This window comes from Litoreibacter sp. JB4-2 (assembly GCF_055693445.1).
On the sequence record NZ_CM146334.1, the window covers coordinates 2,792,250 to 2,817,137 of the forward strand.

Below are 24,888 nucleotides of genomic sequence, written 5' to 3' on the forward strand. Positions count from 1 at the left end.
CCGAGGCGGCGAGCGCGGCGGCCATCACTGTTGTGAAGATAGTCCACGCTTGGGGGTGGTCAAAAGATAAGTCAGCAAAGATCCCGCATAGGTCCAAAACAGGCAAACAAACAGATTTATCGCCGAGAACGCGAAGGCGAGGCGTAGCGCCTCTTGCGTGGGTGGTATGCCCGCGCCGTAAGCGGCAGATGCCGCAAGTGCCACAGCCCAAACCTTGGGGTTAACCCATTGGAATAGGACCGCTTCAAGGAACGTAAAAGGGCGTTCCTTTGCTTTGGCATCGGGGCTTTGGGTTGATCGAAACAGTGCCCATGCCATCCATAAGATCCAGACAACTGCGATCAATTTGAACGCGAACGCAAGTGCGGGCTGTGCCAGAAGGGCGCCACCAACACCAAGCGCGGTCAGCCCGGAAGTGACGCCGACACCAGCCGCCACACCCAAAATGTGGGGCAATGTCGCTTTCAGGCCGAAGCGAGCGCCCGACGCAGTGAGCAGTATTACATTTGGCCCCGGCGAAAAGAGGCCTGCGAACACAAAGACGTAGAGCGGGTCGATCATTGCCCGAGCAGCTGCGCCTTGCCCAGCGTGAAACCCGAAGCGATCCAGCGTGCCTCCAACCGTTTTAGTTCGGCGCCTAGTGCTGGGCCTTCAAATTGCGGCATCAGATCGGCGGCATTGATTGGGAACGTGGCGTTGCAGGCGGTTGAGATCACGTCTTCAAGTTCGGGCGCGGGTGGCTGCTGGGTACTGGCGGCGCGAACCAATGCAACGCTGCGGGCATGGTCTGGCCCGTTACGGTAGGCCAACTCGCGCAAATCAGTTCCTGCCTCAAGGTCTACACGCATTTGCGCCAGACTGCGCGCATCTGCATTTGGCAATCGCCAGTTTTGCGAAATATCTTCCCCGCCCAGAGCCAATGCGCGCCGGTGCCAATCTGGCGTGAGCCTGTTCTCAAAATGGTTCAAAATGGTCAATGCCGAGGGTTCCGCGCCGGGCATCACGCGGTGCAAAACGCCTGACTGCGCCATGGCCGCGACGGTTGGCGCGGGTTCCGGGGCAGAAAGAAGCTTGATCATCTCGGCCCCGACCCGTTCCCGCGACAGGGTATCGAGCCCATCGGCGAGCTCGGCGCAAGCCGCCAATCCGTCGGCGTCAATCCCGCCGTCAGTTGCGCCATACCACGCGTAGAAGCGAAAAAAACGCAGGATGCGCAGATAATCTTCGCGGATCCGTGCATGGGGATCGCCAATGAAACGCACACTGCGCGCTGCAATGTCGTTGAGCCCGCCGACCGGGTCAGTGACCTCGCCCTTTGCGCCGCAATAGAGCGCATTAATGGTCAAATCACGCCGCACTGCGTCCTCCGCAATGGTGTTTGCGAAGGCTACGACCGCACGTCGGCCGTCGGTTTCGACATCCTTGCGATATGTTGTGATTTCAAAAGGAATATTGCTATGAATGATCGTTACAGTGCCATGATCAATGCCCGTTGGCACGGGGCGCAAGCCATGCCTCTCCGCCAATTCCAGCACTGCTTCGGGCAAGGCGTCGGTGGACATGTCGATATCGGCAACTGGCTCGCCCAAAAGCGCATTGCGAACGCAGCCGCCGACGCAAAGCAAGCTGTGTCCCGCCTCTGCGAAATACGCGAACATGTCTTGCGTCGGCTTTTGTGTTAGCCAGTCGCCTGTTGCGCGGATCATTGCGAGACCCTGTCGGCAAGCGCGCGCAACATCCGCGCCGTTGCGCCCCAAATGTAGTAGGGGCCGTAGGGCACAGTGTAGTAGTACCGGCGCGCACCGCGCCAGCGACGCCCTTCAATGACGTAGTTGCGCGGCTCAAGCAGATGCGCAAGCGGGACGTCGAACACTTCCGCGACTTCGCAAATCTCTGATTTTGGCGTGAATGGTGCCGTCTGTTGCGCCACAAATGGCGTGACCGTGAAGCCCGTCACCGTTTCGTGCGGGGGCAAGGTGCCAAGTATGCGGGCGGCGCCTTCTGGCAAAGCGATCTCCTCCTGCGCTTCACGCAGGGCCGCGGCCTCCAGGCTTGCATCTGCCGCGTCCCGTTTGCCGCCAGGAAATGCGATCTGGCCAGGGTGATGTTTCAGGCCCGAGGCACGTTTGGTTAGCGTGACGACCGGCACATCACCCAGATGGTTCAGCAAGATCAAAACGGCCGCATCACGCAAGACGCGGTTGTCGGGCAAGACCGTGTCCGGGTTCAGATCAAAATCTGATGAGGCCGCGCCGGGTTTCCCTAGCGCGGCCTCAATCCGGTCTATCAGCTCACTTGAGCGGGTCATCCAGACCCTCCGCCTCGAACCCAAGCGTCTTTGGGTCAAGCTCGTAATGCGCGCCGCAGAATTGGCAATCCGCCGTCAGTACGCCCTCATCGGTCGTCATATGCGCGATATCCTTCGCCGAATAGATCGACATAGAAGACCGAACTTTTTCTTCCGAACAGGTGCATCCAAAGGTAACGGGCTGTGCATCATAGACCACCGGGCTTTCTTCATGAAACAGGCGGACCAGCACGTCGGTGGGCGACACAGAAGGGCCAATCAGTTCCATCTCCTCAATCGTGTCGAGCAGGATGTTGGCGCGGTTCCAATTGTCATCCTCTTCGCCCTGCAACAAATCTGAGCTGTCCAACAAACCACCCTCGCCCGTTGCCGGGTCCTTGGCCATCAATGGGGACGCCTTTGGCATATGCTGCAACATCACGCCGCCTGCGCGCCAGCTGGGTCGTTCGCCAGGTTCCTGGCTTTGACCATAAGTCAGCGCAAACCGGGTCGGCAGCTGCTCTGATTGAGCGAAATATGTTCCCGCGCAATCCGCAAGACTGCCGCCCGCCAAGGGGGTGATGCCTTGGTAGGGTTTCATGTCATTGCCTTGATCAATCAAAATGGCAAAGAAGCCTTTGCCGATCTGCTCGAAATGAGGGGCATCAGGGATCAGCTCGTCTTTGTCATAGCTAGCATAGGCGCGCATGCGGGCGGGAGCGCCCTCCTTCGTGGGCCCATAATAATCAGTTGCGATCAGGCGCAAAGGGCCGTCGCCGCGGATTTGCAGTGACAGTTTCCAACGCAGATCAATCGTCTGCCCGATCAACGCTGTCAGCATTGCGGCTTCGGCGACCGCGGCTTCTACGGCGGGCGGGTAATTGTGCTGTGCCAACACTTGATCCAACACCCCGTCAAGACGCGCCACGCGCCCGCGGATGTCGGAGCGATCAAGTTGGAAGGGTAGGACCGTGTCGTCCCACGCGATTTTTTGTCCTAGTGTCATTGGGGTACCTTTTTCGCCGGGGACCGGCTTATCGCGTCTATATAGGCGGGGCAATGGCGCGTCCAAGGGGGCTATACATACAAAGCGACAAACTAGTTTTTGCATGGCTCGCGCGGTTCTTGCTAAGGCTCCTGCAGAAACAAGGGTGGAGTATGTCATGATCCGTCGGTTTGGAGAGCCTCGTAATTCTGCGAAACGCTACGTGCATCGCCCGGGCGCCTACGCAATCCTGTGGGATGGGCATGGGCTTTTGACAACATTTCAGTCTGAACCTGACCCCGAAGTTCAATTGCCCGGCGGCGGTATCGACCCGGGGGAGACGCCGATCAGAGCGCTGCACCGCGAAGTGATGGAGGAGACCGGTTGGACAATCGCCACACCTCGTCGTTTGGGGGCGTTTCGTCGTTTTGCGTATATGCCTGAATATGATCTTTGGGCTGAGAAGCTATGTCACATCTATTTTGCGCGCCCCGTTCTCCAACGAAGTGCGCCATTGGAGGCCTCACATACGGCCCTTTGGATGCACCCGGATGAGGCGGTCGGCCTTCTCGGAAATGATGGAGATCGCGCGTTTTTACGTATGTGGCGCAATCTGCTTTAAACCAGAAAGTCGCGTAGCTAGTCTTGCGCCTTGAGTTCGAAGATCAGTGCCGAAACGTCATCACCAAAGTCGTCGCTTTGGCCAAAAACTTTCAGTTCATCATAAAGCGTGTCTAAAAGTTTTTCGCCGCGCAGTTGCTCATGTTTTTGCAATAGAGCCTCCAGTCCAGACTCTTCCAGTTGGGTGCCCTCAGGGTCCTCGGCTTCGGTCAATCCATCGGAAAACAAAATGATCTGTTCGCCCGGGGCGAGGTGAAATTCGAAACTTTCAAATTCTGCGCCGGGGATCAGACCAATGGGCATGCCACCGGGACCAATCGATAAGATATCGCCATTTCTGCGGCGGATCATTGGATGCGGATGACCGGCCTGAACGCCGATTGCTTTGCCCGTCGACATGTCGACAATAGCCAAAGCCATTGTGAAGTAATGGTCAGTTTCTAATTCACGCAGTAGCGTTTCGTTCAATAGTTCAGCTGTTTCAGACGGATCGCGCGCAGCAAATGTGCCGTCGCCATTGTCGATTAAGGCAATGTTTTGCGATGGGGAAAGCCCGCTGAGATACCCGGCCAAACGCGCGGCCATCAAAGCGGAGGCGACACCATGACCCGATACGTCTAGCGAGTAGACGCCAACAATATTCTCACTGACTTGGAACTGTCCGACAAGGTCGCCGCCGACATGTCCGCTTGGGTGCAACATCATTGAGGCGGCCCCGCCCGAATACTCAATATGGGTCTCGCGCACCAACGAAGCCTGCAAACGGCGCGCCTCGACCAAATCGCTCTGGACAGAGTCGTAGAGCGATCTGATCGTCTCAAATGCTTCGTTAACAAGGCGGTTCTTTTGAATGAGCTGGCTGTGCATTTCAACAATACGCTCGCCCGCGCGCATCCGCGCCTTCAATTCCCCAAACACAAAGGGTTTGACGAGAAAATCATCTGCCCCGGAATTCAAGCCTGCCGCGACCTCCCGGCTTTCGCCTTTGCTCGTCAACAAGATGAAATACCCATATCCCTCACGGTCGAGCTGGCGGAACGCATGGCAAAATTCAGGACCATTCATACCCGGCATCATCCAATCGCTGATGACCATGGTCACATCGTGGGTTTTACAAATCTCAAGGCCTTTGATCGCCGAATCGGCTTCTATGATCTCATAGCCCCATTTCACCAGCGCCTTGGTCAGCATTTTCCGCTGCATAGCGCTATCGTCGACAATCAATACAAGATGTGGTGTCTCGGAGTTGGTAATACTCTCGTGTTCCCAACTCAAAGCCTGTTCGGTTTCGGATCGTTGTATTGGATTAATTTCGTTCATGCCGCCATATCACAGGCAAGGGCTTAATAAGCGGTGAAGCCTAAAATTAGCGAGGCTTTCCGATGTTCGAACACGACTTATTAACTCTGCGGCACTAGAGGTTTTGCGCGCTTTGGGGGCGGGCAGTTTGGATTGGTAAAGTGATGATAGATTGGGATCGAGTGAGTGAGTTGCGTTCTGATTTCGGCGAGGATGATTTCCTTGAAATCGTATCTATGTTCATCGCTGAGGTCGAAGAAAAGCTTGAAGAAATGCACCAAGAGGAGACGCAGAACTTGTCAGAGGGGTACCATTTCTTAAAGGGCGGTGCGGCCAATCTCGGTTTCAAGGATTTGCAAAAAGTGTGCTCGAACGCGGAGGCAGAAGGCGGTCGCGACATCCTCGAAAAAGTGCAAACTGTGTTTTTGCAATCAAAGGAGAGCTTCCTCGCGCAGACGCAGTAAGGCCCAGCAAAACCCGCGCGATTAAATCAGAAATTCTGAAAGCACCGGGTCATTTGTGATGTCTCGGTATTCGAAACCGTTCTCCAACATACGCTTGAACAGATCGGTGAATTCATCAGCCGTTTTAGCCTCAATCCCGATCAGAACCGTGCCGTAGTTCCGGGCCGACTTCTTAAGGTATTCAAACCGCGCGATATCGTCATTCGGCCCCAGTAAATCAAGAAAATCGCGTAAGGCACCGGGGCGTTGGGGCATGCGCAAGATGAAGTATTTCTTACGGCCCGAATAGCGCATGGCGCGTTCTTTGACTTCGGGAAGACGCTCGAAGTCAAAATTCCCCCTGACGTCACGCAAACAATTGTCTTTCCCTTGATCTGGCTTCGTAACCCCTCAAGAACATCCAGCACCAGTGCGCCGGCAGGTTCTAAGACGATCCCCTCTACATTGAGCATTTCAAGGATCGTTTCGCAAATCCGATCCTCTGGCGCGGCGAGCACATGGGCTGTGTTCACATGCGACAACTCGCTGAAATTTTTTGCTCCGATGCGCGCAACGGCTGCGCCATCCACAAAAGAATCGACATGGGGCAGCGTGACAGGCGCGCCTTGCTCCAATGCGGCTGCGAGGCTCTTTCCGCCCTCCGGCTCGACATAGCGAATGGAGGTTTCAGGGGATGCGGTTTTCAAAAACTTCGTTACGCCAGAAGACAAGCCGCCGCCGCCCACAGGCAGGATTAACATGTCAGGCGCGCGACCAAGCTCGTCGAGCATTTCAATCGCGACGGAGGCCTGCCCCTCAATAACATCTGCATCATCAAAGGGTGCTAGGAAATGGGCACCACTCTCCTCACAATAGGCTTGTGCGGCTGCAAGTGTTTGGTCGAAATAATCCCCGGTGAGCCGGATTTTGATCGCATCGCCTCCAAATGCACGCGTCTTTTCGATTTTTTGCTGTGGCGTTGTAATTGGCATGAAAATCTCGCCGGAGACGCCAAAGCTGCGGCACACATACGCAAAGCCTTGGGCGTGGTTTCCGGCGCTCGCGCAGGCGAATTTCGTTTGATCCGGGTTTAGTGCCCGTTGTTTGCGCATGGCATTAAACGCACCGCGGATTTTGTAAGATCTGACAGGCGACAGGTCTTCGCGTTTGAGGAAAATTTCGGCGCCAAACTTCTTCGACAGATAATCATTGCGTTGCAGCGGGGTCGGCTCGAACACATCTCGCATAGCAAGCATGGCGACGCGGGCTGCTGTCTCAAATTCGCTCATCTTTTTGGGGCTCCGCGGGCTCGAAGGTATGGCATGAAACTGTCGCTGGATTTGCGGCAGAGGTCAATCTGGGTGCTCCTTGGCCTTGCACCTGAGCGGGACGCGCGGTAACCCGCCCGCAAACGAGATGGAGATCGCGCGCATGTCTGCCCCCAAAAAAGTCGTCCTTGCCTATTCCGGCGGCCTGGATACCTCGATCATTTTGAAATGGCTTCAAACTGAATACGGCTGTGAAGTTGTGACCTTCACCGCCGACTTGGGGCAGGGCGAAGAGCTGGAGCCCGCGCGCAAGAAAGCCGAGCTTCTGGGCATCAATCCCGACAACATCTACATTGAGGACGTTCGCGAAGAATTTGTTCGCGATTTCGTCTTCCCGATGTTTCGTGCGAATGCGGTCTATGAAGGGCTGTACCTGTTGGGCACCTCAATCGCGCGGCCGCTGATCTCGAAGCGTTTGGTTGAGATTGCCGAGGCGACCGGCGCGGATGCTGTGGCGCATGGGGCGACGGGTAAGGGCAATGATCAGGTGCGGTTCGAGCTTTCGGCCTACGCTTTGAACCCAGACATCAAAGTGATTGCCCCGTGGCGGGAGTGGGACCTGTCGTCGCGCACCAAATTGTTGGAGTTTGCGGAAGCAAACCAGATTCCGATTGCGAAGGATAAACGGGGTGAGGCGCCGTTCTCGGTCGATGCGAACCTCCTGCATACCTCATCTGAGGGCAAAGTTCTGGAAGACCCGGCGGAGATGGCGCCGGGTTACGTCTATCAACGGACTGTGCATCCCGAAGATGCGCCTGATGAGCCCGAATATGTTGAGATCGGGTTTGAGAAGGGTGATGCCGTCTCGATCAATGGTGAGGCGATGAGCCCGGCCACGATCCTGACTAAACTGAATGAGCTGGGCGGGAAGCATGGCTGCGGGCGGCTGGATCTTGTTGAAGGGCGTTTCGTTGGGATGAAGTCGCGCGGGATCTATGAAACGCCGGGCGGGACGCTGCTTTTGGAGGCGCATCGCGGGATTGAATCGATCACGTTGGACCGGGGTGCGGCGCATCTGAAGGATGAGCTGATGCCGCGGTATGCGGAGCTGATCTATAACGGGTTCTGGTTCTCGCCGGAGCGGGAGATGCTGCAGGCGGCGATTGATGCGAGCCAGGGGCATGTGACGGGGTCGGTGAAATTGAAGCTTTATAAAGGCTCTGCCCGGACGGTGGCGCGGTGGTCGGATCATTCGCTTTACTCAGAAGCTCACGTCACCTTTGAGGAGGATGCCGGGGCCTATGATCAGAAAGATGCGGCGGGCTTTATTCAGCTCAATGCGTTGCGTCTGAAATTGCTCGCGGCGCGGGATAAGCGGCTGAAATGAGGCCGCCCCGCATGCGGGGAATCTTGTAAGCCTTTCAAACCAAACGGCTTTCGAAATTTCTTTACCCGATATTAACCTGCCCGCAGCCGTTGCGTGCGCAGGATGGCGTAGGCGGGTAGAGCGTCTTCGCACAGCTCGGCCAGAGCGCCGGACAGTTCGGGCAGAGGGCCGTCAGTGCCGGAAAATCCGGTGCTGTCATGGGCAGCGCTATACCAGTGTTCGGCCCAGATCCCATCTGCGGCATGGCCACCGGCGGGCCAGCGGAGCATGGCGGGGTCAAAATCCAGCTCAAGTGCCGCGCAAAGCGCACGCAGCATGGGTTCGGGGGCATCACGAAGATCTGCGCTGTCGACGACGATGCCGCCAAATTCTTCGAACAAAGCAATCTGCTGCTCTGACCCGATATCGTCGAGCGTCACCGTTTCGCGCTTGGTTTGATAGCTGGCCAAAACGCGTGCGGGGTGACGGATCAAAAAGACATGTTTGCACTCTTCCGCCCAGTCCAGCGGGGTGGTGTCGAGAATGTGCTGGCACATGTGTTTTTGATAGACATGCGCCGGCCCCGTGCGCGCGCATTGGGCCGCGGCCTTGTGCCAATTGGTTTCATGCGCGGCCATGATTTGCGCGGCCATCGGGTGATCGAGCCCGGTTTCGCGCAAATAAGCCGCGTAAAACGGTTCATCCATCACGGAAAAATCGGCGCGATTACCAAAACTATACATCATTGCCGTAGACAGGTTCCGCGGGCCGGACCAACAGGCGATTCTCATGATGGTTTCCTTTTCGCAACACGGGTGCGGCCGCGCGCAGGAGCGGTCTCATTTTCACCCCATTTTGGGGATTCACTGCCGCGTGAGCAACGTATAACCTGATAAAAAACGAAGTTTATAGATTGAGGAATAAGTCGATGAGTTTTGACGCCAATGTCGCAGATACGCATCCGGGCGAAACGCAGCAATTTGAGTTTCGCGGCAGTGCCAAGGAATGGTTCGGCATCTGGCTGGTCAATCTGCTTCTGAGCATCGTGACATTTGGCATTTATTCGGCCTGGGCCAAGGTGCGGCGCAAGAAATACTTCTACAATCACACCTATATTGCCGGGCGAAATTTCGACTACCACGCGACCGGCAAGCAAATCCTGATCGGCCGCCTGATCTTCATTGTGGGATATGTGATCTTTTCGGTCTCGTTCTCGCTTAGCCCGATTATCGGCGGCGTCTTGACCGTTGTTTTATTGGTTTTGGTACCATGGCTGATTGTCAAATCCATGCAGTTCAACGCCCGTATGTCGAGCTTTTCGAATGTGCGCTTTAACTTCGTTGGCAAAACGGGACGCGCCTTTGTGGTCTTCGTCCTGCTGCCGATTTTGGCTTATGCGGCCTTGATTGGACTCATCTTTGGCGCGGCCTATCTCGGGGCGGAAACTGGCGATTTTATTTTGCCGACGCTTTTGGGCATCGCGGCGGTTGCTGTGATGTTTTTGGCCTTCCCGATTGTCGACAAGGCCGTGAAACTTTTCGTCGTTAACAACGCGCGGCTGGGCAAAGCCGAGTTCGCACTCGATGTCGGGCTTGCGCCTTTTGTGAAAGCGATGGCCGCAGCACTGGCTTGGGTGGTTTTGGTCGGCGTCATTTTGATGATCCTGTTCGGCGCCACTGTTGTCGCGGTTTTTCAGGGGTTTGACGCCCCGGGCGGCGAACCTGGCGCTGAGATTATCGGGATGGTTGGCGTGATCTACGTCGCCTTCTTCCTGGCTTTTCTGCCTGCGACATTCATCTACCAAGCGATCGTGCGCAATGCGATCTACAACCATGCAGCACTTGAAGGGAACCACCGGTTCCGGTCGACGATCAAGCCTTTGGTCTTGTTCTGGATCGCAGTGTCGAACGCTGTGGTTGCGCTGTGCACATTGGGTCTGATGCTGCCCTGGGCACATGTCCGGATGCACAAATACATGGCCAATCAAACCTATTTGATCCCCGGATCTTCGCTTGATGCGTTTATTGGCGATCAGGAGGCGCAGGGCATGTCGGTGGCGGATGCCTATACCGATCTTGAAGGCGTCGATTTCGGGCTGCCTTTGTAACATGAGCGCCGGGGGGCATAGCGACCGGTTCGCGCTGGACGTGGCGGGGCAGGCCTATGCGGCCAACAGCTCTGCCTTGACGCAGGCGCGGCTTTTGACCCGCGCCGCACTGGGCGCGGATGATGTGCATGTCGATATTGTCGACGCGGACGGGGTCGTGATCACGGCGGCGCCGCTGTCCGAGATCACGGTAGACCCGGTCTTAGGATCGGTGGCGCGCAAGCTGCATTTCCCCGACGGTGCATTGTTTGAAAGCACGGATCGCGCCGGGATTGAGGTTTTGACCGGCCAGACCGCGGGCGACGCCTTGCACGGCTGGGAGGCGTTTCGCCCCCGTCTGATCGGCGTTTTTGGCGCGCTGGTTCTGGCGTGTTTTCTGCTGTGGCGCTACGGGCTGGATTTGCTGGTGAGCGCGGCCTTGGCGCTAACGCCGCCCTTTGTGGTCGAGCAGATTGACCGCGGCAGCATGCAAACGATTGAATTTGCGATGAAGGCCGAGGAGACGCAGCTGAGCGAGGCTGAGCAAGAGCGCGTGCGCGGGATTTTCAGCGATCTTCTGGCCGCTTTGCCGGAAGATCAGGTGAACGCGCATAATTTTTCGATGAATTTCCGCTCGATGCCGCGCATTGGTCCGAACGCCTTTGCCCTGCCGGGCGGCACGGTGATCATGACCGACGAGTTCATTGAACGTTTCCCGGGCGAGGACATTATCGCAGGCGTTTTGGGACATGAGATCGGCCATGTTGTTGAACAGCATGGCATGCGGCAGACCTACCGCTCGCTGGGTATCTATGTGCTGGTGGGCTTCTTGGCGGGCGACACGGGCCCGTTTCTGGAAGAGGTATTGCTGGAAGGGAACCTGCTGCTATCGCTGAATTTCTCGCGCCAGCACGAAGCGTCGGCGGATAAGTTTGGCGTAGCGTTGACCCGCGCCGCCGGGTACCAGCCTGCCGGGTTGAAAGAGTTTTTTGAATTCGTGTCCGAGATGGGCGCGGAGCCTGTGGAATGGTTGTCGACACATCCCAACAGCGACACGAGGGTTGAGCAGATCGAGGGCTATATCGAGGCGTTGGAGTGATCACCAAGCGGTGAGCTCACAGTTCTGTTGGTTGCTTTGCCGGGCGCCTGCACCATTTTGGCGGTGACCCATAGGAGATCCGTCATGAAGCCATTTCTGCCCGTTTTTCTTGCCGCCGCGATCAGTTGCCTGGCGGTGCCCGCCTTTGCGCAATCGAAGACCATCACCGTCGCGGGCGGGTGTTTTTGGTGCGTCGAGTCTGATTTTGAAAGCGTGCGCGGGGTGAGCGAGGCGGTGTCGGGCTTCACCGGCGGGCGCGTGGCCGAGCCGAGCTACAAGCAGGTGACCAAGGGCGGCACCGGGCATTACGAGGCGGTGCAGATCAGCTACGACCCGGGGACCTTGCCGCTGCCTGCGCTGTTTGACATGTTTTTCCGGTCCATCGATCCGACGGATGCGGGTGGGCAGTTCTGCGACCGGGGGGAGCTACCGCACAGCGATCTTTGTGAGCAACGCGGCGGAGCAGCGGGCGGCGGAGGCGGCGAAAGCGCGGGCCGAAAAAGCCTTGGGGCAGGCGATTGTGACCCCGATTTTGAAGGCCGCGCCATTTTACGCGGCGGACGCGTCGCATCAGGATTACTACAAGAGCAAAGACAAAGTGCTGACCCGGTTCGGGCTTGTCAGCAAGGCGCGGGCCTACAAGAAATACCGCAGCGCCTGCGGGCGCGACGCGCGGGTCAAGCAGCTTTGGGGTAGTGCTGCGCCGTTTGCCGGTTAGATGACGTAGAGCAGCCGTTCCAGCATCAAGATGATCAGCAGCACGACGAGCGGGCTGAAATCCAGGCCGCCGGTCGCGGGCAATAGATTGCGGATGGGGCGGAACAGCGGCTCCAGAAGCATGGTCAGCCCGTTCCAGATTTGCGCGACCAAGGGTTGGCGCAGGTTGAGGACCTGAAAGCTAAGAAGCCAGCTCATGATGAAATAGATGAAGATCACGGTCTTGATGACCGAGAACAGGGGCTGAATCACGAAGGCAATCTGGCTCATTGGGTCTTTTCCTTAAAACGCGCTGCGCTTTAGCTAGGGTGCTTGCTTGGGTTTCGCAAGCGGCAGGTGACGTTAGGTGATCGTTGACGTTAACGTAAAGGGACGCATGTTGAGCACTGAAAAGGAGTGCCCCCATGTATCCCTTCATTCGTTTGATCAAAGAATTTTTTGTATTTCGAAACGCCCCTGATTTGGGCCTGACCGACACACATGTGTCGCATCATATCTGCTGGCCCTGGGACATTGACCTCTGGATGGAGCTGAACAACGGGCGCACGCTGACGCTGTATGATCTGTCGCGTCTGCCTTTGGCAAAACGCGTCGGCTTGATCCAAGTCCTGAAGACCCAGCGATGGGGGCTGACAATGGCAGGCGCTTCGGTGCGGTATCGGCGTCGCGTTCGGATGTTTCAAAAGGTTGAGATCAGGTCCCGCGCAGTCTGCTGGGACGACAAGTTCCTGTATCTAGAGCAATCGATGTGGAGCAAAGGGCAGGCGACCTCGCATATTCTGTATCGTTCGGCGGTGACGGACGCTTCGGGGATTGTTCCGCCTGAACGTGTGATCGAGGTGTTGGCGCCCGATGCGGTCTCACCCGTGATGCCAGATTGGATTGCCGCATGGATTGCGGCCGAAGCACAGCGCCCTTGGCCCCCATTCTGACGTTTACGTCAATTTTTTAAGGGTAAAGCAATACCCCCTTATTAACCAGTTAAGGTAAGTTTTTCCTTGCCTCTAACAGGGCTGCGGTGGTTAATCCCCTCAAAGTCTGGGGGACAAATGTCGGCAATACCGTTGCAGAAGCGCGTGCGCGGTTGGATGGCTTTTGATTGGGCCAGCCAACCATATAACACGCTTTTGCTTACATTTATTTTCGGACCGTATTTCGCGGAAATCGTCTCGGACCTCTATATGAATGGCGGTTTGGACGAGACCGCTGCTGATGCGAAAGCGCAAAGTATTTGGGGCTTGGGGCAATCGGTGATCGGCTTGATTATCGCTATTTCTGCTCCGGTCCTTGGCGCGCTTGCCGACAATACGGGACGCCGTTTGCCCTATATCTGGGTGTTCTCTGCGCTTTACGTTCTCGGCGCGATGGGGCTGTGGCTGGCCTATCCGGATGATTTCAATATTGCCTTCGTGCTGATCGTCTTCGGAATTGGCTTTATCGGCATGGAATTCGCCACGACATTTACCAATGCCATGTTGCCAGACCTTGGGCCCGCGTCGGAAACGGGCCGGATATCGGGTACAGGCTGGGCCGTGGGTTATTTAGGTGGGCTTGTTGCTTTGGTGATCATGCTGCTGTTTTTTGCTGAAAACAGCGCGGGCAAGACGCTTTTGGGCATAGCGCCGCTGTTTGGACTGGACCCCGACGCACGCGAAGGCACGCGTCTGGTCGGGCCGTTTGCCGCGATATGGTATATGGTCTTTATGATCCCTTTCGTTTTGTGGGTGAAGGAAGATCGCGCACCCCAAGTACCCGTCTCTGGCGGTGTATCGAGCGCGCTCTCTGCGTTGAAAAATACGATCAAAAAACTGCCGAAGACGCCCAGCCTTACGGCATATCTTGCATCTTCAATGGTCTACCGGGACGCGTTGAACGGGCTGTACGCCTTTGGCGGTGTCTACGCCAAGTTGGTCTTAGATTGGAGCGTCATCGACATTGGGATTTTCGGCATTCTTGCAGTTCTCACCGGGGCGCTTTTTGCGTGGCTTGGTGGGCATGCAGATAAGCGGGTCGGTTCTAAGAACGTCGTTGTGGGTTCCATTCTTGTTTTGATTTTTGCGACCGTTGGGATCGCTTCCATCGCGCCGGGCGAAGTGGCGTGGATTAGCGTCAGCGCAGACCCGATGATCGCCGGGCGCACAATCTCTGACCTGGCGTTCTATGTTTGCGGCGCCTTGGTCGGGGCGGCGGGTGGCACGGTGCAAGCGTCTTCCCGCGCGCTGTTGGTCAAGCAGGCTAACCCGAACCGGATGACGGAAGCCTTTGGGTTATATTCGCTTGCGGGTAAGGCCACAGCCTTTTTGGCGCCCGGTTTGATCGCGCTTGTGACGGCGCTGACCGAGAGCCAGCGGATTGGCGTCACACCTTTGATCGCCCTCTTTCTTTTGGGCCTCATCCTGCTAATCTGGGTGAAACCAGAAGGCGAGGATGACGCGGTATGGGCCTCCGAAAACTAATTCCTTGCGGCGCTTTGGCCTTGTTATTGGCCTGCGGTGCGCCATCTGAACGCGACGCGGCGCCTGAGGTGCGGCGCGACCTTGGCCCGCAAGGCAAGCTGATTGCCAAGACATTATTTGGGGCGAAAACCAACGGCTCGGCGCAACCGCCTGCCGCGTTTGGCTCCTATGCCAAAGGCTGCGCATCGGGCTTGCAGCAACTGCCCGAGACCGGGCCGACCTGGCAGGCGATGCGGCTGTCGCGCAACCGCAACTGGGGCCATCCCGACACGATCGACATGGTTAAGGATCTGAGCCGCGTAGCCGTCAGGCAAGGCTGGGCGGGGCTGTATGTGGGCGATCTGAGCCAGCCGCGCGGCGGGCCGATGCTGACCGGGCACCGCTCGCACCAGATCGGGCTGGATGCCGATATCTGGATGAACCCGGCCAAGAGCATGACGCTGGATCGCTCGCAGCGCGAAGGCATTTCGGCAATTTCGATGCGCCGCGCGAACGGTGCTTTTGTGAACGACAAATGGACGCGCGGCCATCATGAGGTGCTGAAGGCTGCGGCCTCCGACCCACGGGTGGCGCGGATTTTTGTGTTCCCGGGCGCCAAGGTGCAGATGTGCAAGGACGCGACGGGCGACCGGAACTGGCTGCGCAAAATTCGGCCCTGGTGGGGGCATCATTACCATTTTCACGTGCGGCTGAACTGCCCTGCGGGGGCGCGCGGCTGCGTGAACCAAACCCCGCCGCCGCCGGGCGACGGTTGCGCCGATGCGCAGAAATGGGTGGACAACATTTTGAACCCGCCGCCGCCTGACCCGAACGCCCCCGCGCCCAAACCGCGCCGGGAGCTGCGCCTGGCTGATTTGCCGGGCCAGTGCGTGGAGGTTTTGCAATCAAACTGACATTGGCGCTTTTGGTGCTGCTGGGCTGGGCTTTAAACGCGCATGCGGCGCGGTTGGAACTGGTCGGGCGCTACACCTGGTCGGAACCTATGGACCGGTTTGGCGGGTTTTCGTCGCTTGAGCTGTCGGCCAATGGCACCAGCTTTCTGGCGACCAACGACCGCGGGCTGTTTGCGGAGGGCGTTTTGGTCCGCCGGGGCGGCGAGATTGTGGGCGTCAAAGGCGCGCGGTTTGAAGCGTTGCGGGACACGTTGGGCGCAGTGCTGCCGGGCGGCTACCGCGACGCGGAGGGGCTGGCAGTGCATCGCGGGCGCGAGATTTATGTGTCCTTTGAGGGGGTGCATATGATCCGGCTTTATGACCGGGTGGAGGGTGCTTCAAAGATCGTGATCGTGCCGCGCAGCTTTAGTTCGATGCAGCCAAATTCGTCTTTGGAGGCTTTGGCGGTAGATGATCTGGGACGGCTTTATACGATGCCGGAACGTTCCGGGTTGCTGAACCGGCCGTTCCCGGTGTGGCGGTTCGCCGATGGGGTGTGGGACGACCGTTTGCAGATCCCGCGCCGTGACGGGTTTTTGCTGGTCGGCGCGGATTTTGGGCCGGACGGGCTGCTATACGTGCTGGAGCGGTATTTCAACGGGGTTGCCGGGTTCGCCAGCCGGGTGCGGCGGTTCAAGGTTGGCAATGACGCGTTGAGCGATGAGACGATCTTGCTGACCACCGCGACGGGCGCGCATGACAACCTTGAGGGCATTTCGGTTTGGGGTGACGCGGATGGCGTCACCCGCGTCACGATGATTTCGGACGACAATTTCAAGTTTTTCCAGAGGACGGAATTTGTCGAATATCGGCTGGTGCCTTAGCGGCCCGGAATGGCATCGCGCGCTGGGGCTTTTTCCCAAGCGTCGATGACGTCCATGGCTTGCTGGCCGGTTTCGACAAACTTGAAGAGCTTCAGATCCTCGTCAGAGATAGTGCCCGCATCGGCGAGCGCCTCCCAGTTGATGATGGAGCGCCAGAACTTTTCGCCAAAGAGCAAGAAAGGAACGGGTTCCATCCGGCCGGTCTGGATCAGGGTCAGGGCCTCGAACGTTTCATCGAGCGTGCCGAACCCGCCGGGGAAGACGGCGAGGGCGGAAGCGCGCATCAGAAAGTGCATTTTGCGGATCGCGAAGTAGTGGAAATTGTAGCACAGCTCGGGCGTGACATAGGCGTTGGGGGCCTGTTCATGTGGCAAGACGATGTTGAGCCCGATGGATCGCCCACCGGCGTCAAGCGCGCCGCGATTTCCGGCTTCCATCACGCCGGGGCCGCCGCCGGTGACGATGACGTTTTCATGCCCGTCGGAACGTTCGGTCATGAGGCGGGCAAAAATCCGAGCCTCTTCGTAGTATTGCGACAGATCAGACAGTGTCTGAGTGCGGGCGGTGTCTTTCTTGGCGGGCTCAGGAATACGGGCACCGCCAAACAGCACGACGGTTGAGCGAATTTTCTGCTCGTCCATACCCATTTCGGGCTTCAAAAGCTCAAGCTGCAATCGCACCGGGCGCAGCGCGTCCTGACAGAGAAAATCTTCATCTGCAAAGGCAAGCGCATAGGCAGGTGAGCGGGTTTGGGGCGTGTCGGGAACCGCGCGCGCCTCGGTGATGTCTTGATGGGAATGGCGCAATGGGTTGGTAAGGGAATGCTCTGACATAGGGTCTCCGACGGCTTGTTTTTCGGCAGGCTAACGCGTCGTGCCACGCTGCGCCACGTAAAAGGCCCGCCCCGATTGAACGGGACGGGCCAAGTCTGATGTCGCGATATCAGGCGCGATTATGCGTTTGCTTTTTTGCGCCCGCGCAGAACTAATGCACCAACACCGCCCAGCAAAAGCAGGCCGGAAGCTGGCAATGGCACAGCGGTCAGCGTGATATTGTCCAAAGCGGCGCCATAGGGGCCACTTGTGCTGTCGGAGGCAAAGCTCATCCGCAGGCTTTCGGCGGACGCGGTGAAGCCTAACGTGTATGTTTGCCAACCCATATTCGACCGGCTTTTTCCGGTGCTGTCGAATGCGAAGGAGCCACTATCAGCGCCAACAGCGGCGGTCACGGAGACCACATCATTGGGATCCGCTGTGTTCGCGGCGAGGTCAAAGGCCAGCTGGTACTTTTGGCCGATTTTCAAACCCGTCAGAGTTTGCGCAATCGTGCCTGGGCTGCCACCATCAATGTTGATGCTGTACCGACCTTCAGAATGTTCCCAAAACGCGTTGATCAGGTCGATCGACCCACGTTCAATATCCCAACCCGTCAGAGCGGATGAGCCGACACCGTAAGTGGCCCAGTTGCCGACAACGCGGCCCGGATCCTCGAAGCTACCATTGACCACGGCGGCTTGTGCGCCTGTGCTTATCATGGCCGCGGCAAAACCCGCTGCAATTACATGTTTCATTTCGTTACCCTACTATACATTACATATTGCCCCCGATTTGATGGGAAAACGCGGCGGGCGGGCGGCTGCATTGCGGCGGAATTGTGCAAACAGCCCCCTAAATTTAGAACAAATTGTTTCGACATATTTTGCCTGCGGCCCCTTGTGCCCGGAAAGCACGGGTCTGACCCGCCTTGCATCGGAGGGCGCGTGCCTCTATTGCCGGGGAAAATTCAGACGAGGAAATGACCCATGTCCAACGCCCAACTTGAGACCGCAATCGAGGCCGCCTGGGAGGCGCGCGACACGATCACGCCAGCGACCACCGGGGAACAGCGCGACGCGATTGAAGACACGCTGAACGCGCTGGATGGCGGGTCTTTGCGCGTTGCTGAGCGCCAAGATGATGGCAGCTGGCATGTCAATCAATGGGCCAAGAAAGCGGTGCTGCTGGGGTTCCGGATCAAGGACATGGAGCAGCAAGACGGCGGGCCGCAAGGCACTGGTTGGTGGGACAAGGTCGACAGCAAATTCAAAGGCTGGGGCGATGATCAGTGGAAAGCCGCGGGTTTCCGTGCCGTGCCAAATTGCGTTGTGCGCAAGTCGGCCTTTATCGCGCCGGGCGTGGTTTTGATGCCGTCTTTTGTGAACCTTGGCGCCTATGTTGATGAGGGCACGATGGTTGATACATGGGCCACGGTCGGGTCCTGCGCGCAGATCGGTAAAAACGTGCACCTGTCGGGCGGCGTCGGCATTGGCGGCGTGTTGGAGCCGATGCAAGCGGGTCCGACAATCATCGAAGACAATTGCTTCATCGGCGCGCGGTCAGAGGTGGTCGAAGGCTGCATCGTGCGCGAAGGGTCCGTTTTGGGAATGGGTGTGTTCATCGGCCAGTCGACCAAGATCGTGGACCGCGAGACCGGCGAGGTCATGTATGGCGAGGTGCCGCCCTATTCGGTCGTCGTGGCAGGCAGCATGCCGTCGAAGAACGGGATCAACCTGTATTGCGCGGTGATTGTGAAGCGTGTGGATGAGCGGACCCGGTCGAAGACTGGTATCAACGAGCTGCTGCGCGACTAGGCCCTAGTTCCCAAGGCCAAACCATTTCTTGCGCAACGTGTCATAGCGGCCGTCTTCGCGCAGCCTGAGCAGGCTTTGGTTCAGTGGTTCGCGCAGCGCGCTGCCACTGGGCAAAGCGATACCGTAGTTTTCCGGCTTGAAGACGCGTGGGATCATGCGCGCTTTACCGGCGCCTTGCGTCGCCGCGTAATAAGACAGGATCGGGCCGTCGAAGAAGACAGCGTCAAGCTCGCCCGCCTCAAAAGAGGTTAGCATTGTGTTTAGATTTGCGAAGGTGATGACCCGGACTTCGCGCTGTTCCAGAAACAAGGCGGCCGTGGAGCCATCAAGCGAGCCCACGCGCTTGCCGTCGAGGTCATTGATTGACGAGATGTCGGATTGCAAAGCTTTGACCGTGAGCGCGGCGGTGACCTGCGCCACGAAGACCGACACCACAAAGAGGCTGGCCACCACCAGAAGCACGGCGAAAACCCGTCCGGGGCGGGAGATGGGCATGCGTTCCTCAAACCCGCCATTGACCACCAGATTGAGCGCCCACCAGAAGGACGGAAAGATTGCGTCGCGGGCGGTTCGGTCGAAATATGGCTGCCTTTTACGTTCAAACACCCACATTACCATACCGGCGCCAAACAAAAGCCCGATGGCGATGACCACGGCAGTGAGGATGTCGCGGGTGAATAGCGCGCCAAGCACTGAGCCGGTCGCCGCCTCATAGGGCAGCATGATCTGCAAACCGCTGTCGAAAATCGGCTGGGTGAAATCAAGCGCGGCTTCGCGTTCGGCGGTGATGGAGATATTGGCGATTGCGGCATCGGCGGTGCCGGAGGTCACCTGATCGAGCATTTCGCGGAAGGTATCGGCCCTTTGAAAGGTGGTTTCCGCGCCAATTTCAGCAGAGAGGAGCTGCCACAGCTCGATACTGAAGCCTGTGTGCGCGCCGTTGTTTTCCATTGAAAACGGCGTGCGGGTGACGGTTGAAACGGTGATTTGCTGGGATTGCGCTGCGACAATATTTGGCAGCATCGTCCAAAAGACGAGACATAGCATACGTATCATTTGAACCCCTCCGGCGGGGAGGCTAACCCCTTGCCCTCAAAGGCTCAATGGCCTTTACAAGGGGGACTGCAAACGGGGGTGGATGATGGCCAAGTCGGGAAAGACCCATAAGGTATACACTTTGCTGGTTCAGATCGGGCGCAAAGAAGGTGACGACCTGCCGGCGGACGCCAGCGGTGCGGCCTTGGTGTGCTATTCCAGCGGTGTTGATGAGGCGGAGGCGGTGCGCGAATGCGTGGCGCTGCTTAAGCAGGCCGGGTTGGCGCCGTTGGACGTCACCGGCTATGGCAGCCTGGATGAGCGATTGGCGGAAGGCCATGACATCGACGATGATGAGCGCGCCTTGATGCAAAGGGCGCTTGACGAAAATTCCGTTGTTGTGGCGCAAACCACGACGCTGTTTGAAGACGGCGACGCCTAGCTGAAATCAGCTTAGCTGTGAATGCCTGTGCGGTATTCGGTTGCGAAGCAACGCGCCTCAGCCTCGCTGAGAATTTTGCCGACGGACTGCCCGGATTTGGGCATGGATTCGACGGCGCAATTGCCTATTTTCAGCGCGCAGGCGCGGTCGAGTTGCAGCTGATACAGGCAGGATTTCGGCGCTAATTCCCAATGCTGGGCGCGGCGCCCGTCCTTGATGGCCCAGGCCGGTACGAGGACAGTTTCTTCGCCAAACAAGTAATCAGCGGCGTCTGAGGTGATGGCGATGCGGTGCTGCGCGCCGACCACGAGGTCCTGGTTCAGACCGAAATAGGGCGCGCGCATCAGGATGGCGGTTTTTGTCACCGGCGTGCGCAAAACATGCTGCAATCTGGCCGCGTGCCCGTCAGTATCGACAATCTCGTCGCCCGGGGTCAGGTCTTGGACGCGTTTTGGGCCCGAGGGCGTCATGACACGCGTATCGCCGCAGAAGCCTGTATGCGGCTGCGCTTGCGGACGGTCGTCCAAATTGGCCGGACCCCAATTTGCTGGGGTTTGGTCAAATTCGTAGCCGTTTACCTGTGCTTTGACCTCAAACACTGCGTCGAGTGCCCCCAAGATCGCGAGCTTATTGCCCGTGTGTTTCTTGTTTTTCGTCATAACTCTTTATCCAACAACGAGCGGATACACCGCTTCAACACCCATCCAGTACGCGACAAGCTGAACCAAATCATGAACCGCAAAGGGTCTTTTTGTGGAAATTTTGAGACAATTTCTACAAGAGATGGAGCGAGGCTATGCTGCATGGGCTTGCCTTAGCAGCAGTTGGGTTTCGAAGGCCTTAAGAGATGTGCGCGCGGCGGCGCCGTAGCCGAGCCCGGTTTCCGGGTCGATTTCGGGGAAGAGTGTACAGATTTCGTCAACGGTTTCTTGCGCGAAGCCCTGCATGGTCTGGGGCCCTGGCAGGAAGCTTTCGGTCAGCAACCCTTCGGAATAGATGACCTGATGCTCGTCAAACAGCACGTGGACATAGGTGACGGGGGTTCCGTCAGCGACGCGGCGCACGGTCAGGTCATTGACCAGATCCTTGGCAGCGACAAGCACCTCGGCCTGCCCGAAGTAAAGCTGGGCCGTCATGTCGCTGAGCATCACACGGTGCTGGGGGGAGACCGAGAGCGCGCGATGCGGACCAAACGCGCCAGCCGCGATTTGAATGGGCGCCATCACCCCCTGCGCCTCAACGGTGCGCTGCCCGACCCAGCGAATTTGCTGCATCCCGTTGTCGAGAGTTTGCACCAAGTCCCCTGCCTGCAATGCCTCCACCGGGCGTTCGCCGCGATCGGTCAGAATGCGGGTGCCTGAGACGAAACAGGGGATCGTATTGATCGTAACGAAGGCCACATCATCCACGCCGCTGGCATTTTCGGCCTGGTATGTGAAGTTGATGCTTTCAATATCGTTGTCGGTTTCAACGGTAAAGGTGCCATCCGCGTTGAGCGTAATTTCCTGACCGGTGGACAGGGTTACGGTGTCGCCTGCGTTGACTTCCTGCCCGTTGATATGGGTGATGGTCAGCGTGCCGCCGGTGTTGTCGGTATCGTTGCCCAACACATCGATGGTCCGCGTGCCGCCCTGGACGATGTCATAGGTGTCATCACCCAGCAGCACGTCGCTTTGGATGCTGTCGGCGGCGATCAGGAGGTTGGAATCGTAATTGCTGTCGCCAACATCAGCTATACCGATGCGGATGGTGTTCACCACGTTGGGGTTCACATCCAGCGTCAAGGTCAAGGACAGGGTGAACCCGTCCATCTCGGTATTATAGGCGTCATTTCCGTTGTCGACGAAGAGGTTGGCGTTGTTGCCCGCATTGATGTTGGCAATGTTGTTCGTGCCGGAACCAACCGCGATGTCGACATAGTTGCCGTTCACCCAGACGCCCACGACGTCGTTGTAGATGGAGTTCACAAATTCTGGGTATTCTTCGGAGGAATAGGTGAACTGGATCGACATTTTGTCGGAATCCGGCACGAAATCGACCGTCAGGATACTGGCGTCAAATGTGCTGGTTCCTGCGGCCGCATTGAGCAGGGGATCGTTGTTGGCGCCCGGCGTGTTGGTGGTGGTGTTGGTGCGCTGATTGGAGTCGCCTGTGGAGTTGGTGTAGCTGCTGGCGCGCCCGGTCGACAGGATAACACCTGTGTCGCCCGGTGTTGCGAATGGTGCCAGCAGGTCGCCATCTGAATAAATCGCCGAGGACTGGTTCCACCCTGAATAGGTCGCGCCGACAACGGTGGCGCCGTTGCCGAATATCGCATTCGCCATCTGCACTGCAGACGCACCAGTGTTGTAGGTCAGCTCTGCCGCTGCGACCATATCAGCCTCCGTCCCCGAAAGGCAGGCGAGCCACTGATGCAAGGCGTTTGCCTTGGCACGAAATGCTTACTCTTGATCTGCTCTGCGACACTATTGCGCGCCGCTTGCCCTGCCTCGGGCATTGTTATTGGGGGTAGTTAGAGGCCCCGGAGCCTTAAAAGAAAGGGGTGTTAACACTCTATTAAGGATTTCACGGGTGATTGCGACCCAGATGACACAATTTTGCCACGGTTGCGCGCCTTTGGACCGCATGCGAGACCTAAACCCCTGAAATGGTTGACGTAAGGATAGCCTGATGTCCGCAAAGATTGACCCGGTTGCGCTGACCGCTGACCTGATCAAATGCCCCTCCGTCACGCCTGAGGAGGGCGGCGCATTGGCGCTTTTGGAGGCATTGCTGAGCGGCGCCGGGTTTGAATGCCAACGGGTGGACCGCGGCGAGGTCAGCAATCTTTATGCCCGATGGGGCGCGAAGGGCGCGAACCGCAGCTTTGGTTTCAACGGGCATACCGATGTGGTGCCGGTTGGCGATCTGGACGCGTGGAGCGTTGACCCGTTCGGGGCCGAGGTGAAGGACGGGTATCTTTACGGCCGTGGGGCGACTGACATGAAGTCGGGCGTCGCGGCCTTTGCCGCCGCCGCCGTTGATTTTGTGCGAGATACACCGCCTGATGGTGCGGTGATTTTGGCCATTACGGGCGACGAGGAAGGGCCTGCGACAGATGGCACCACCGCGCTTTTGGACTGGATGGCCGCGCAGGGCGAGCGGATGACCGACTGCCTTGTGGGCGAGCCGACCTGCCCCGAGACCATGGGCGATATGATGAAGATCGGGCGGCGTGGTTCAATGACGGCGTTTTTTACCGTGCGCGGCAAGCAGGGCCATGCCGCCTACCCGCACCGGGCGTTGAACCCGGTGCCGGTGATGGCGCGGCTGATGGACCGGCTGGCCACCCATGAGCTGGATCAGGGGACCGATCATTTCGATGCCTCCACTCTGGCGGTGACCACGATTGATACGGGCAACCCGGCGACAAATGTGATCCCGGCCCTGTGTCGCGCGACGGTGAATATCCGGTTCAATGACGCGCATAGCTCCGCATCAGTATCGGACTGGCTGCGGGCGGAGGCCGCGCGGATCGCTGAGGAAAGCGGCGCGGGTGTTGAGGTGGCGATCAAGGTCTCCGGGGAGAGCTTTATCACGCCGCCGGGCGCCTTGTCGGCGCTGATCGGCGCGGCTGTTGAGGCCGAAACCGGCGTGGTGCCGGAGATGTCGACGACGGGCGGAACCTCCGACGCGCGGTTTGTGAAGGATCATTGCCCGGTGGTGGAATTTGGCCTTGTGGGCAAGACCATGCATGCGGTTGATGAGCGCGTTGAAATCGCGCAAATCCACCAGCTGAAGGCGATTTATGGCCGCATTTTGCGGGATTATTTTGCATAAAACCCTCGTTGTCATGGTGAAGGAGCCGCGCCCGGGCCGGGTCAAGACGCGGCTCGGTGCGGGCATTGGTCTGATCGCCGCCGCGTGGTGGTTTCGCCATCAAGTACGGCGGCTGTTGCGGGAGGTGAGCGACCCGCGTTGGGACGTCGTCTTGGCCGTTGCCCCGGATCGGGAAGGTCTGTTGAGCCGGGTTTGGCCTGTCTCTTTGCCGCGTATCCCGCAAGGTGGGGGCAATCTGGGTGACCGTATGAAGCGCGTGTTCATGAATGCCCCGCCGGGGCCGGTGTGCATCATTGGCGCGGATATTCCGGGCATTCGTCGTCCTCATATTGCTGAGGCTTTTGCCGCTTTGGGCGCGGCGGATGCGGTGTTCGGGCCGTCGGAAGATGGCGGGTATTGGTTGGTTGGTTTGAAGGCCCGCCCGCCGAGGGCGATGTTTGATCGCGTGCGCTGGTCGAGTGCGGATGCTTTGGCCGACAGCAAGGCCAGTCTGCGCGGGTTGCGTATTGCCGAGGTGGCGGTGTTGCGCGATGTGGACACGGTTGACGATCTGTGAGTGCGCCCGATCAGCGCGCGTGTT

General features: G+C 58.1%; 25 protein-coding genes and 2 pseudogenes. 14 read left to right on the forward strand and 13 right to left on the reverse strand.

All coding sequences use genetic code 11. The annotated features are described in order from the left end of the window. Positions 1-24: 24 nt before the first annotated feature. From ACZ1G7_RS13820 to hslO, 4 genes are read right to left on the reverse strand one after another with little or no spacing between them, the layout of a single operon-like run. On the reverse strand, positions 25-561 hold the full coding sequence (locus tag ACZ1G7_RS13820; protein ID WP_472659968.1) for a LysE family translocator: 537 nt from the start codon (positions 559-561) through the stop codon (positions 25-27). Beyond that, positions 558-1,703 (reverse strand): CCA tRNA nucleotidyltransferase, encoded by a 1,146-nt coding sequence (locus tag ACZ1G7_RS13825; protein WP_472663738.1) that lies wholly within the window; start codon positions 1,701-1,703, stop codon positions 558-560. The genes ACZ1G7_RS13820 and ACZ1G7_RS13825 overlap by 4 nt, the downstream gene beginning before the upstream one ends. Next, on the reverse strand, positions 1,703-2,308 hold the full coding sequence (locus ACZ1G7_RS13830) for a CoA pyrophosphatase (RefSeq protein WP_472659969.1): 606 nt from the start codon (positions 2,306-2,308) through the stop codon (positions 1,703-1,705). The genes ACZ1G7_RS13825 and ACZ1G7_RS13830 overlap by 1 nt, the downstream gene beginning before the upstream one ends. Beyond that, on the reverse strand, positions 2,292-3,293 hold the full coding sequence (hslO, locus tag ACZ1G7_RS13835) for an Hsp33 family molecular chaperone HslO (protein ID WP_472659970.1): 1,002 nt from the start codon (positions 3,291-3,293) through the stop codon (positions 2,292-2,294). Before hslO ends, ACZ1G7_RS13830 begins: the two co-directional genes overlap by 17 nt. A 157-nt stretch (positions 3,294-3,450) precedes the next feature. Here hslO and ACZ1G7_RS13840 point away from each other — a divergent pair, with 157 nt between their 5' ends. Continuing rightward, complete coding sequence (locus ACZ1G7_RS13840) at positions 3,451-3,894, forward strand: NUDIX hydrolase (protein ID WP_472659971.1); 444 nt, start codon at positions 3,451-3,453, stop codon at positions 3,892-3,894. A gap of 17 nt (positions 3,895-3,911) precedes the next feature. On the opposite strand, the gene ACZ1G7_RS13845 is transcribed toward ACZ1G7_RS13840, so the two are convergent. Beyond that, entirely contained in the window at positions 3,912-5,213 is a 1,302-nt protein-coding gene (locus tag ACZ1G7_RS13845) for a SpoIIE family protein phosphatase (RefSeq protein ID WP_472659972.1), read from the reverse strand. Positions 5,214-5,374: 161 nt separating this feature from the next. Here ACZ1G7_RS13845 and ACZ1G7_RS13850 point away from each other — a divergent pair, with 161 nt between their 5' ends. After that, positions 5,375-5,656, forward strand: coding sequence for an Hpt domain-containing protein (locus ACZ1G7_RS13850; protein WP_472659973.1), 282 nt, complete (start codon positions 5,375-5,377; stop codon positions 5,654-5,656). A gap of 21 nt (positions 5,657-5,677) precedes the next feature. Here the strand turns inward: ACZ1G7_RS13850 and ilvA are convergent. Next, positions 5,678-6,924 (reverse strand): annotated as a pseudogene (gene ilvA, locus ACZ1G7_RS13855) (threonine ammonia-lyase IlvA). A gap of 142 nt (positions 6,925-7,066) precedes the next feature. On the opposite strand from ilvA, the gene ACZ1G7_RS13860 reads away from it, so the two are divergent. Then, the gene (locus ACZ1G7_RS13860) at positions 7,067-8,290 is read left to right on the forward strand and encodes an argininosuccinate synthase (RefSeq protein WP_472659974.1); all 1,224 of its coding nucleotides are present in this window, start codon (positions 7,067-7,069) and stop codon (positions 8,288-8,290) included. A 71-nt stretch (positions 8,291-8,361) separates the two neighbouring features. Here the strand turns inward: ACZ1G7_RS13860 and ACZ1G7_RS13865 are convergent, their stop codons facing one another. Continuing rightward, a complete protein-coding gene (locus ACZ1G7_RS13865; protein ID WP_472659975.1) occupies positions 8,362-9,060 on the reverse strand; it encodes a sulfotransferase-like domain-containing protein in 699 nt (232 codons plus the stop codon). Between the two features lie 137 nt (positions 9,061-9,197). On the opposite strand from ACZ1G7_RS13865, the gene ACZ1G7_RS13870 reads away from it, so the two are divergent. The 3 genes and pseudogenes from ACZ1G7_RS13870 to msrA all read left to right on the forward strand — a co-directional run bounded on the left by ACZ1G7_RS13870 (position 9,198) and on the right by msrA (position 12,172). Next, positions 9,198-10,376, forward strand: coding sequence for a YjgN family protein (locus tag ACZ1G7_RS13870; protein WP_472659976.1), 1,179 nt, complete (start codon positions 9,198-9,200; stop codon positions 10,374-10,376). A gap of 1 nt (position 10,377) precedes the next feature. After that, complete coding sequence (locus ACZ1G7_RS13875) at positions 10,378-11,454, forward strand: M48 family metallopeptidase (RefSeq protein WP_472659977.1); 1,077 nt, start codon at positions 10,378-10,380, stop codon at positions 11,452-11,454. Between the two features lie 84 nt (positions 11,455-11,538). After that, positions 11,539-12,172, forward strand: a pseudogene (msrA, locus tag ACZ1G7_RS13880) (peptide-methionine (S)-S-oxide reductase MsrA). On the opposite strand, the gene ACZ1G7_RS13885 reads toward msrA, so the two are convergent. Continuing rightward, the gene (locus tag ACZ1G7_RS13885) at positions 12,169-12,441 is read right to left on the reverse strand and encodes a YggT family protein (RefSeq protein WP_472659978.1); all 273 of its coding nucleotides are present in this window, start codon (positions 12,439-12,441) and stop codon (positions 12,169-12,171) included. The pseudogene msrA and the gene ACZ1G7_RS13885 sit on opposite strands and share 4 nt — an antisense overlap. 134 nt (positions 12,442-12,575) lie before the next feature. Here ACZ1G7_RS13885 and ACZ1G7_RS13890 point away from each other — a divergent pair, with 134 nt between their 5' ends. From ACZ1G7_RS13890 to ACZ1G7_RS13905, 4 genes are all read left to right on the forward strand, one after another. Beyond that, positions 12,576-13,103, forward strand: a complete 528-nt coding sequence (locus ACZ1G7_RS13890; protein WP_472659979.1) for an acyl-CoA thioesterase — start codon at positions 12,576-12,578, stop codon at positions 13,101-13,103. Positions 13,104-13,220: 117 nt separating this feature from the next. Beyond that, entirely contained in the window at positions 13,221-14,627 is a 1,407-nt protein-coding gene (locus ACZ1G7_RS13895; RefSeq protein ID WP_472659980.1) for an MFS transporter, read from the forward strand. Next, the gene (gene mepA / locus ACZ1G7_RS13900; RefSeq protein WP_472659981.1) at positions 14,609-15,520 is read left to right on the forward strand and encodes a penicillin-insensitive murein endopeptidase; all 912 of its coding nucleotides are present in this window, start codon (positions 14,609-14,611) and stop codon (positions 15,518-15,520) included. Before ACZ1G7_RS13895 ends, mepA begins: the two co-directional genes overlap by 19 nt. Beyond that, on the forward strand, positions 15,493-16,383 hold the full coding sequence (locus tag ACZ1G7_RS13905) for an esterase-like activity of phytase family protein (RefSeq protein ID WP_472659982.1): 891 nt from the start codon (positions 15,493-15,495) through the stop codon (positions 16,381-16,383). The genes mepA and ACZ1G7_RS13905 overlap by 28 nt, the downstream gene beginning before the upstream one ends. Here ACZ1G7_RS13905 and ACZ1G7_RS13910 read toward each other — a convergent pair. After that, complete coding sequence (locus ACZ1G7_RS13910; protein WP_472659983.1) at positions 16,380-17,216, reverse strand: LOG family protein; 837 nt, start codon at positions 17,214-17,216, stop codon at positions 16,380-16,382. The genes ACZ1G7_RS13905 and ACZ1G7_RS13910 overlap by 4 nt on opposite strands. A 119-nt stretch (positions 17,217-17,335) precedes the next feature. Next, the gene (locus tag ACZ1G7_RS13915) at positions 17,336-17,953 is read right to left on the reverse strand and encodes a choice-of-anchor C family protein (protein WP_472659984.1); all 618 of its coding nucleotides are present in this window, start codon (positions 17,951-17,953) and stop codon (positions 17,336-17,338) included. A gap of 231 nt (positions 17,954-18,184) precedes the next feature. Here ACZ1G7_RS13915 and dapD point away from each other — a divergent pair, with 231 nt between their 5' ends. Continuing rightward, positions 18,185-19,012: a 2,3,4,5-tetrahydropyridine-2,6-dicarboxylate N-succinyltransferase gene (dapD, locus tag ACZ1G7_RS13920; RefSeq protein WP_472659985.1), complete on the forward strand. Its 828-nt coding sequence runs from the start codon at positions 18,185-18,187 to the stop codon at positions 19,010-19,012. A 3-nt stretch (positions 19,013-19,015) separates the two neighbouring features. Here the strand turns inward: dapD and ACZ1G7_RS13925 are convergent, their stop codons facing one another. Continuing rightward, positions 19,016-20,068: a transporter substrate-binding domain-containing protein gene (locus ACZ1G7_RS13925; RefSeq protein ID WP_472659986.1), complete on the reverse strand. Its 1,053-nt coding sequence runs from the start codon at positions 20,066-20,068 to the stop codon at positions 19,016-19,018. Between the two features lie 85 nt (positions 20,069-20,153). Here ACZ1G7_RS13925 and ACZ1G7_RS13930 point away from each other — a divergent pair, with 85 nt between their 5' ends. After that, positions 20,154-20,489, forward strand: a complete 336-nt coding sequence (locus ACZ1G7_RS13930) for a hypothetical protein (RefSeq protein ID WP_472659987.1) — start codon at positions 20,154-20,156, stop codon at positions 20,487-20,489. An 11-nt stretch (positions 20,490-20,500) separates the two neighbouring features. Here the strand turns inward: ACZ1G7_RS13930 and ACZ1G7_RS13935 are convergent, their stop codons facing one another. Both ACZ1G7_RS13935 and ACZ1G7_RS13940 read right to left on the reverse strand, forming a co-directional pair. Next, positions 20,501-21,148 (reverse strand): Hint domain-containing protein, encoded by a 648-nt coding sequence (locus ACZ1G7_RS13935; protein ID WP_472659988.1) that lies wholly within the window; start codon positions 21,146-21,148, stop codon positions 20,501-20,503. Positions 21,149-21,283: 135 nt separating this feature from the next. After that, entirely contained in the window at positions 21,284-22,864 is a 1,581-nt protein-coding gene (locus tag ACZ1G7_RS13940) for a Hint domain-containing protein (protein ID WP_472659989.1), read from the reverse strand. Between the two features lie 295 nt (positions 22,865-23,159). On the opposite strand from ACZ1G7_RS13940, the gene dapE reads away from it, so the two are divergent. Together dapE and ACZ1G7_RS13950 are read left to right on the forward strand one after the other, a co-directional pair. Further along, positions 23,160-24,308 (forward strand): succinyl-diaminopimelate desuccinylase, encoded by a 1,149-nt coding sequence (dapE, locus tag ACZ1G7_RS13945; RefSeq protein WP_472659990.1) that lies wholly within the window; start codon positions 23,160-23,162, stop codon positions 24,306-24,308. Further along, positions 24,277-24,864, forward strand: coding sequence for a TIGR04282 family arsenosugar biosynthesis glycosyltransferase (locus tag ACZ1G7_RS13950; RefSeq protein WP_472659991.1), 588 nt, complete (start codon positions 24,277-24,279; stop codon positions 24,862-24,864). Before dapE ends, ACZ1G7_RS13950 begins: the two co-directional genes overlap by 32 nt. Positions 24,865-24,888 lie beyond the last annotated feature (24 nt).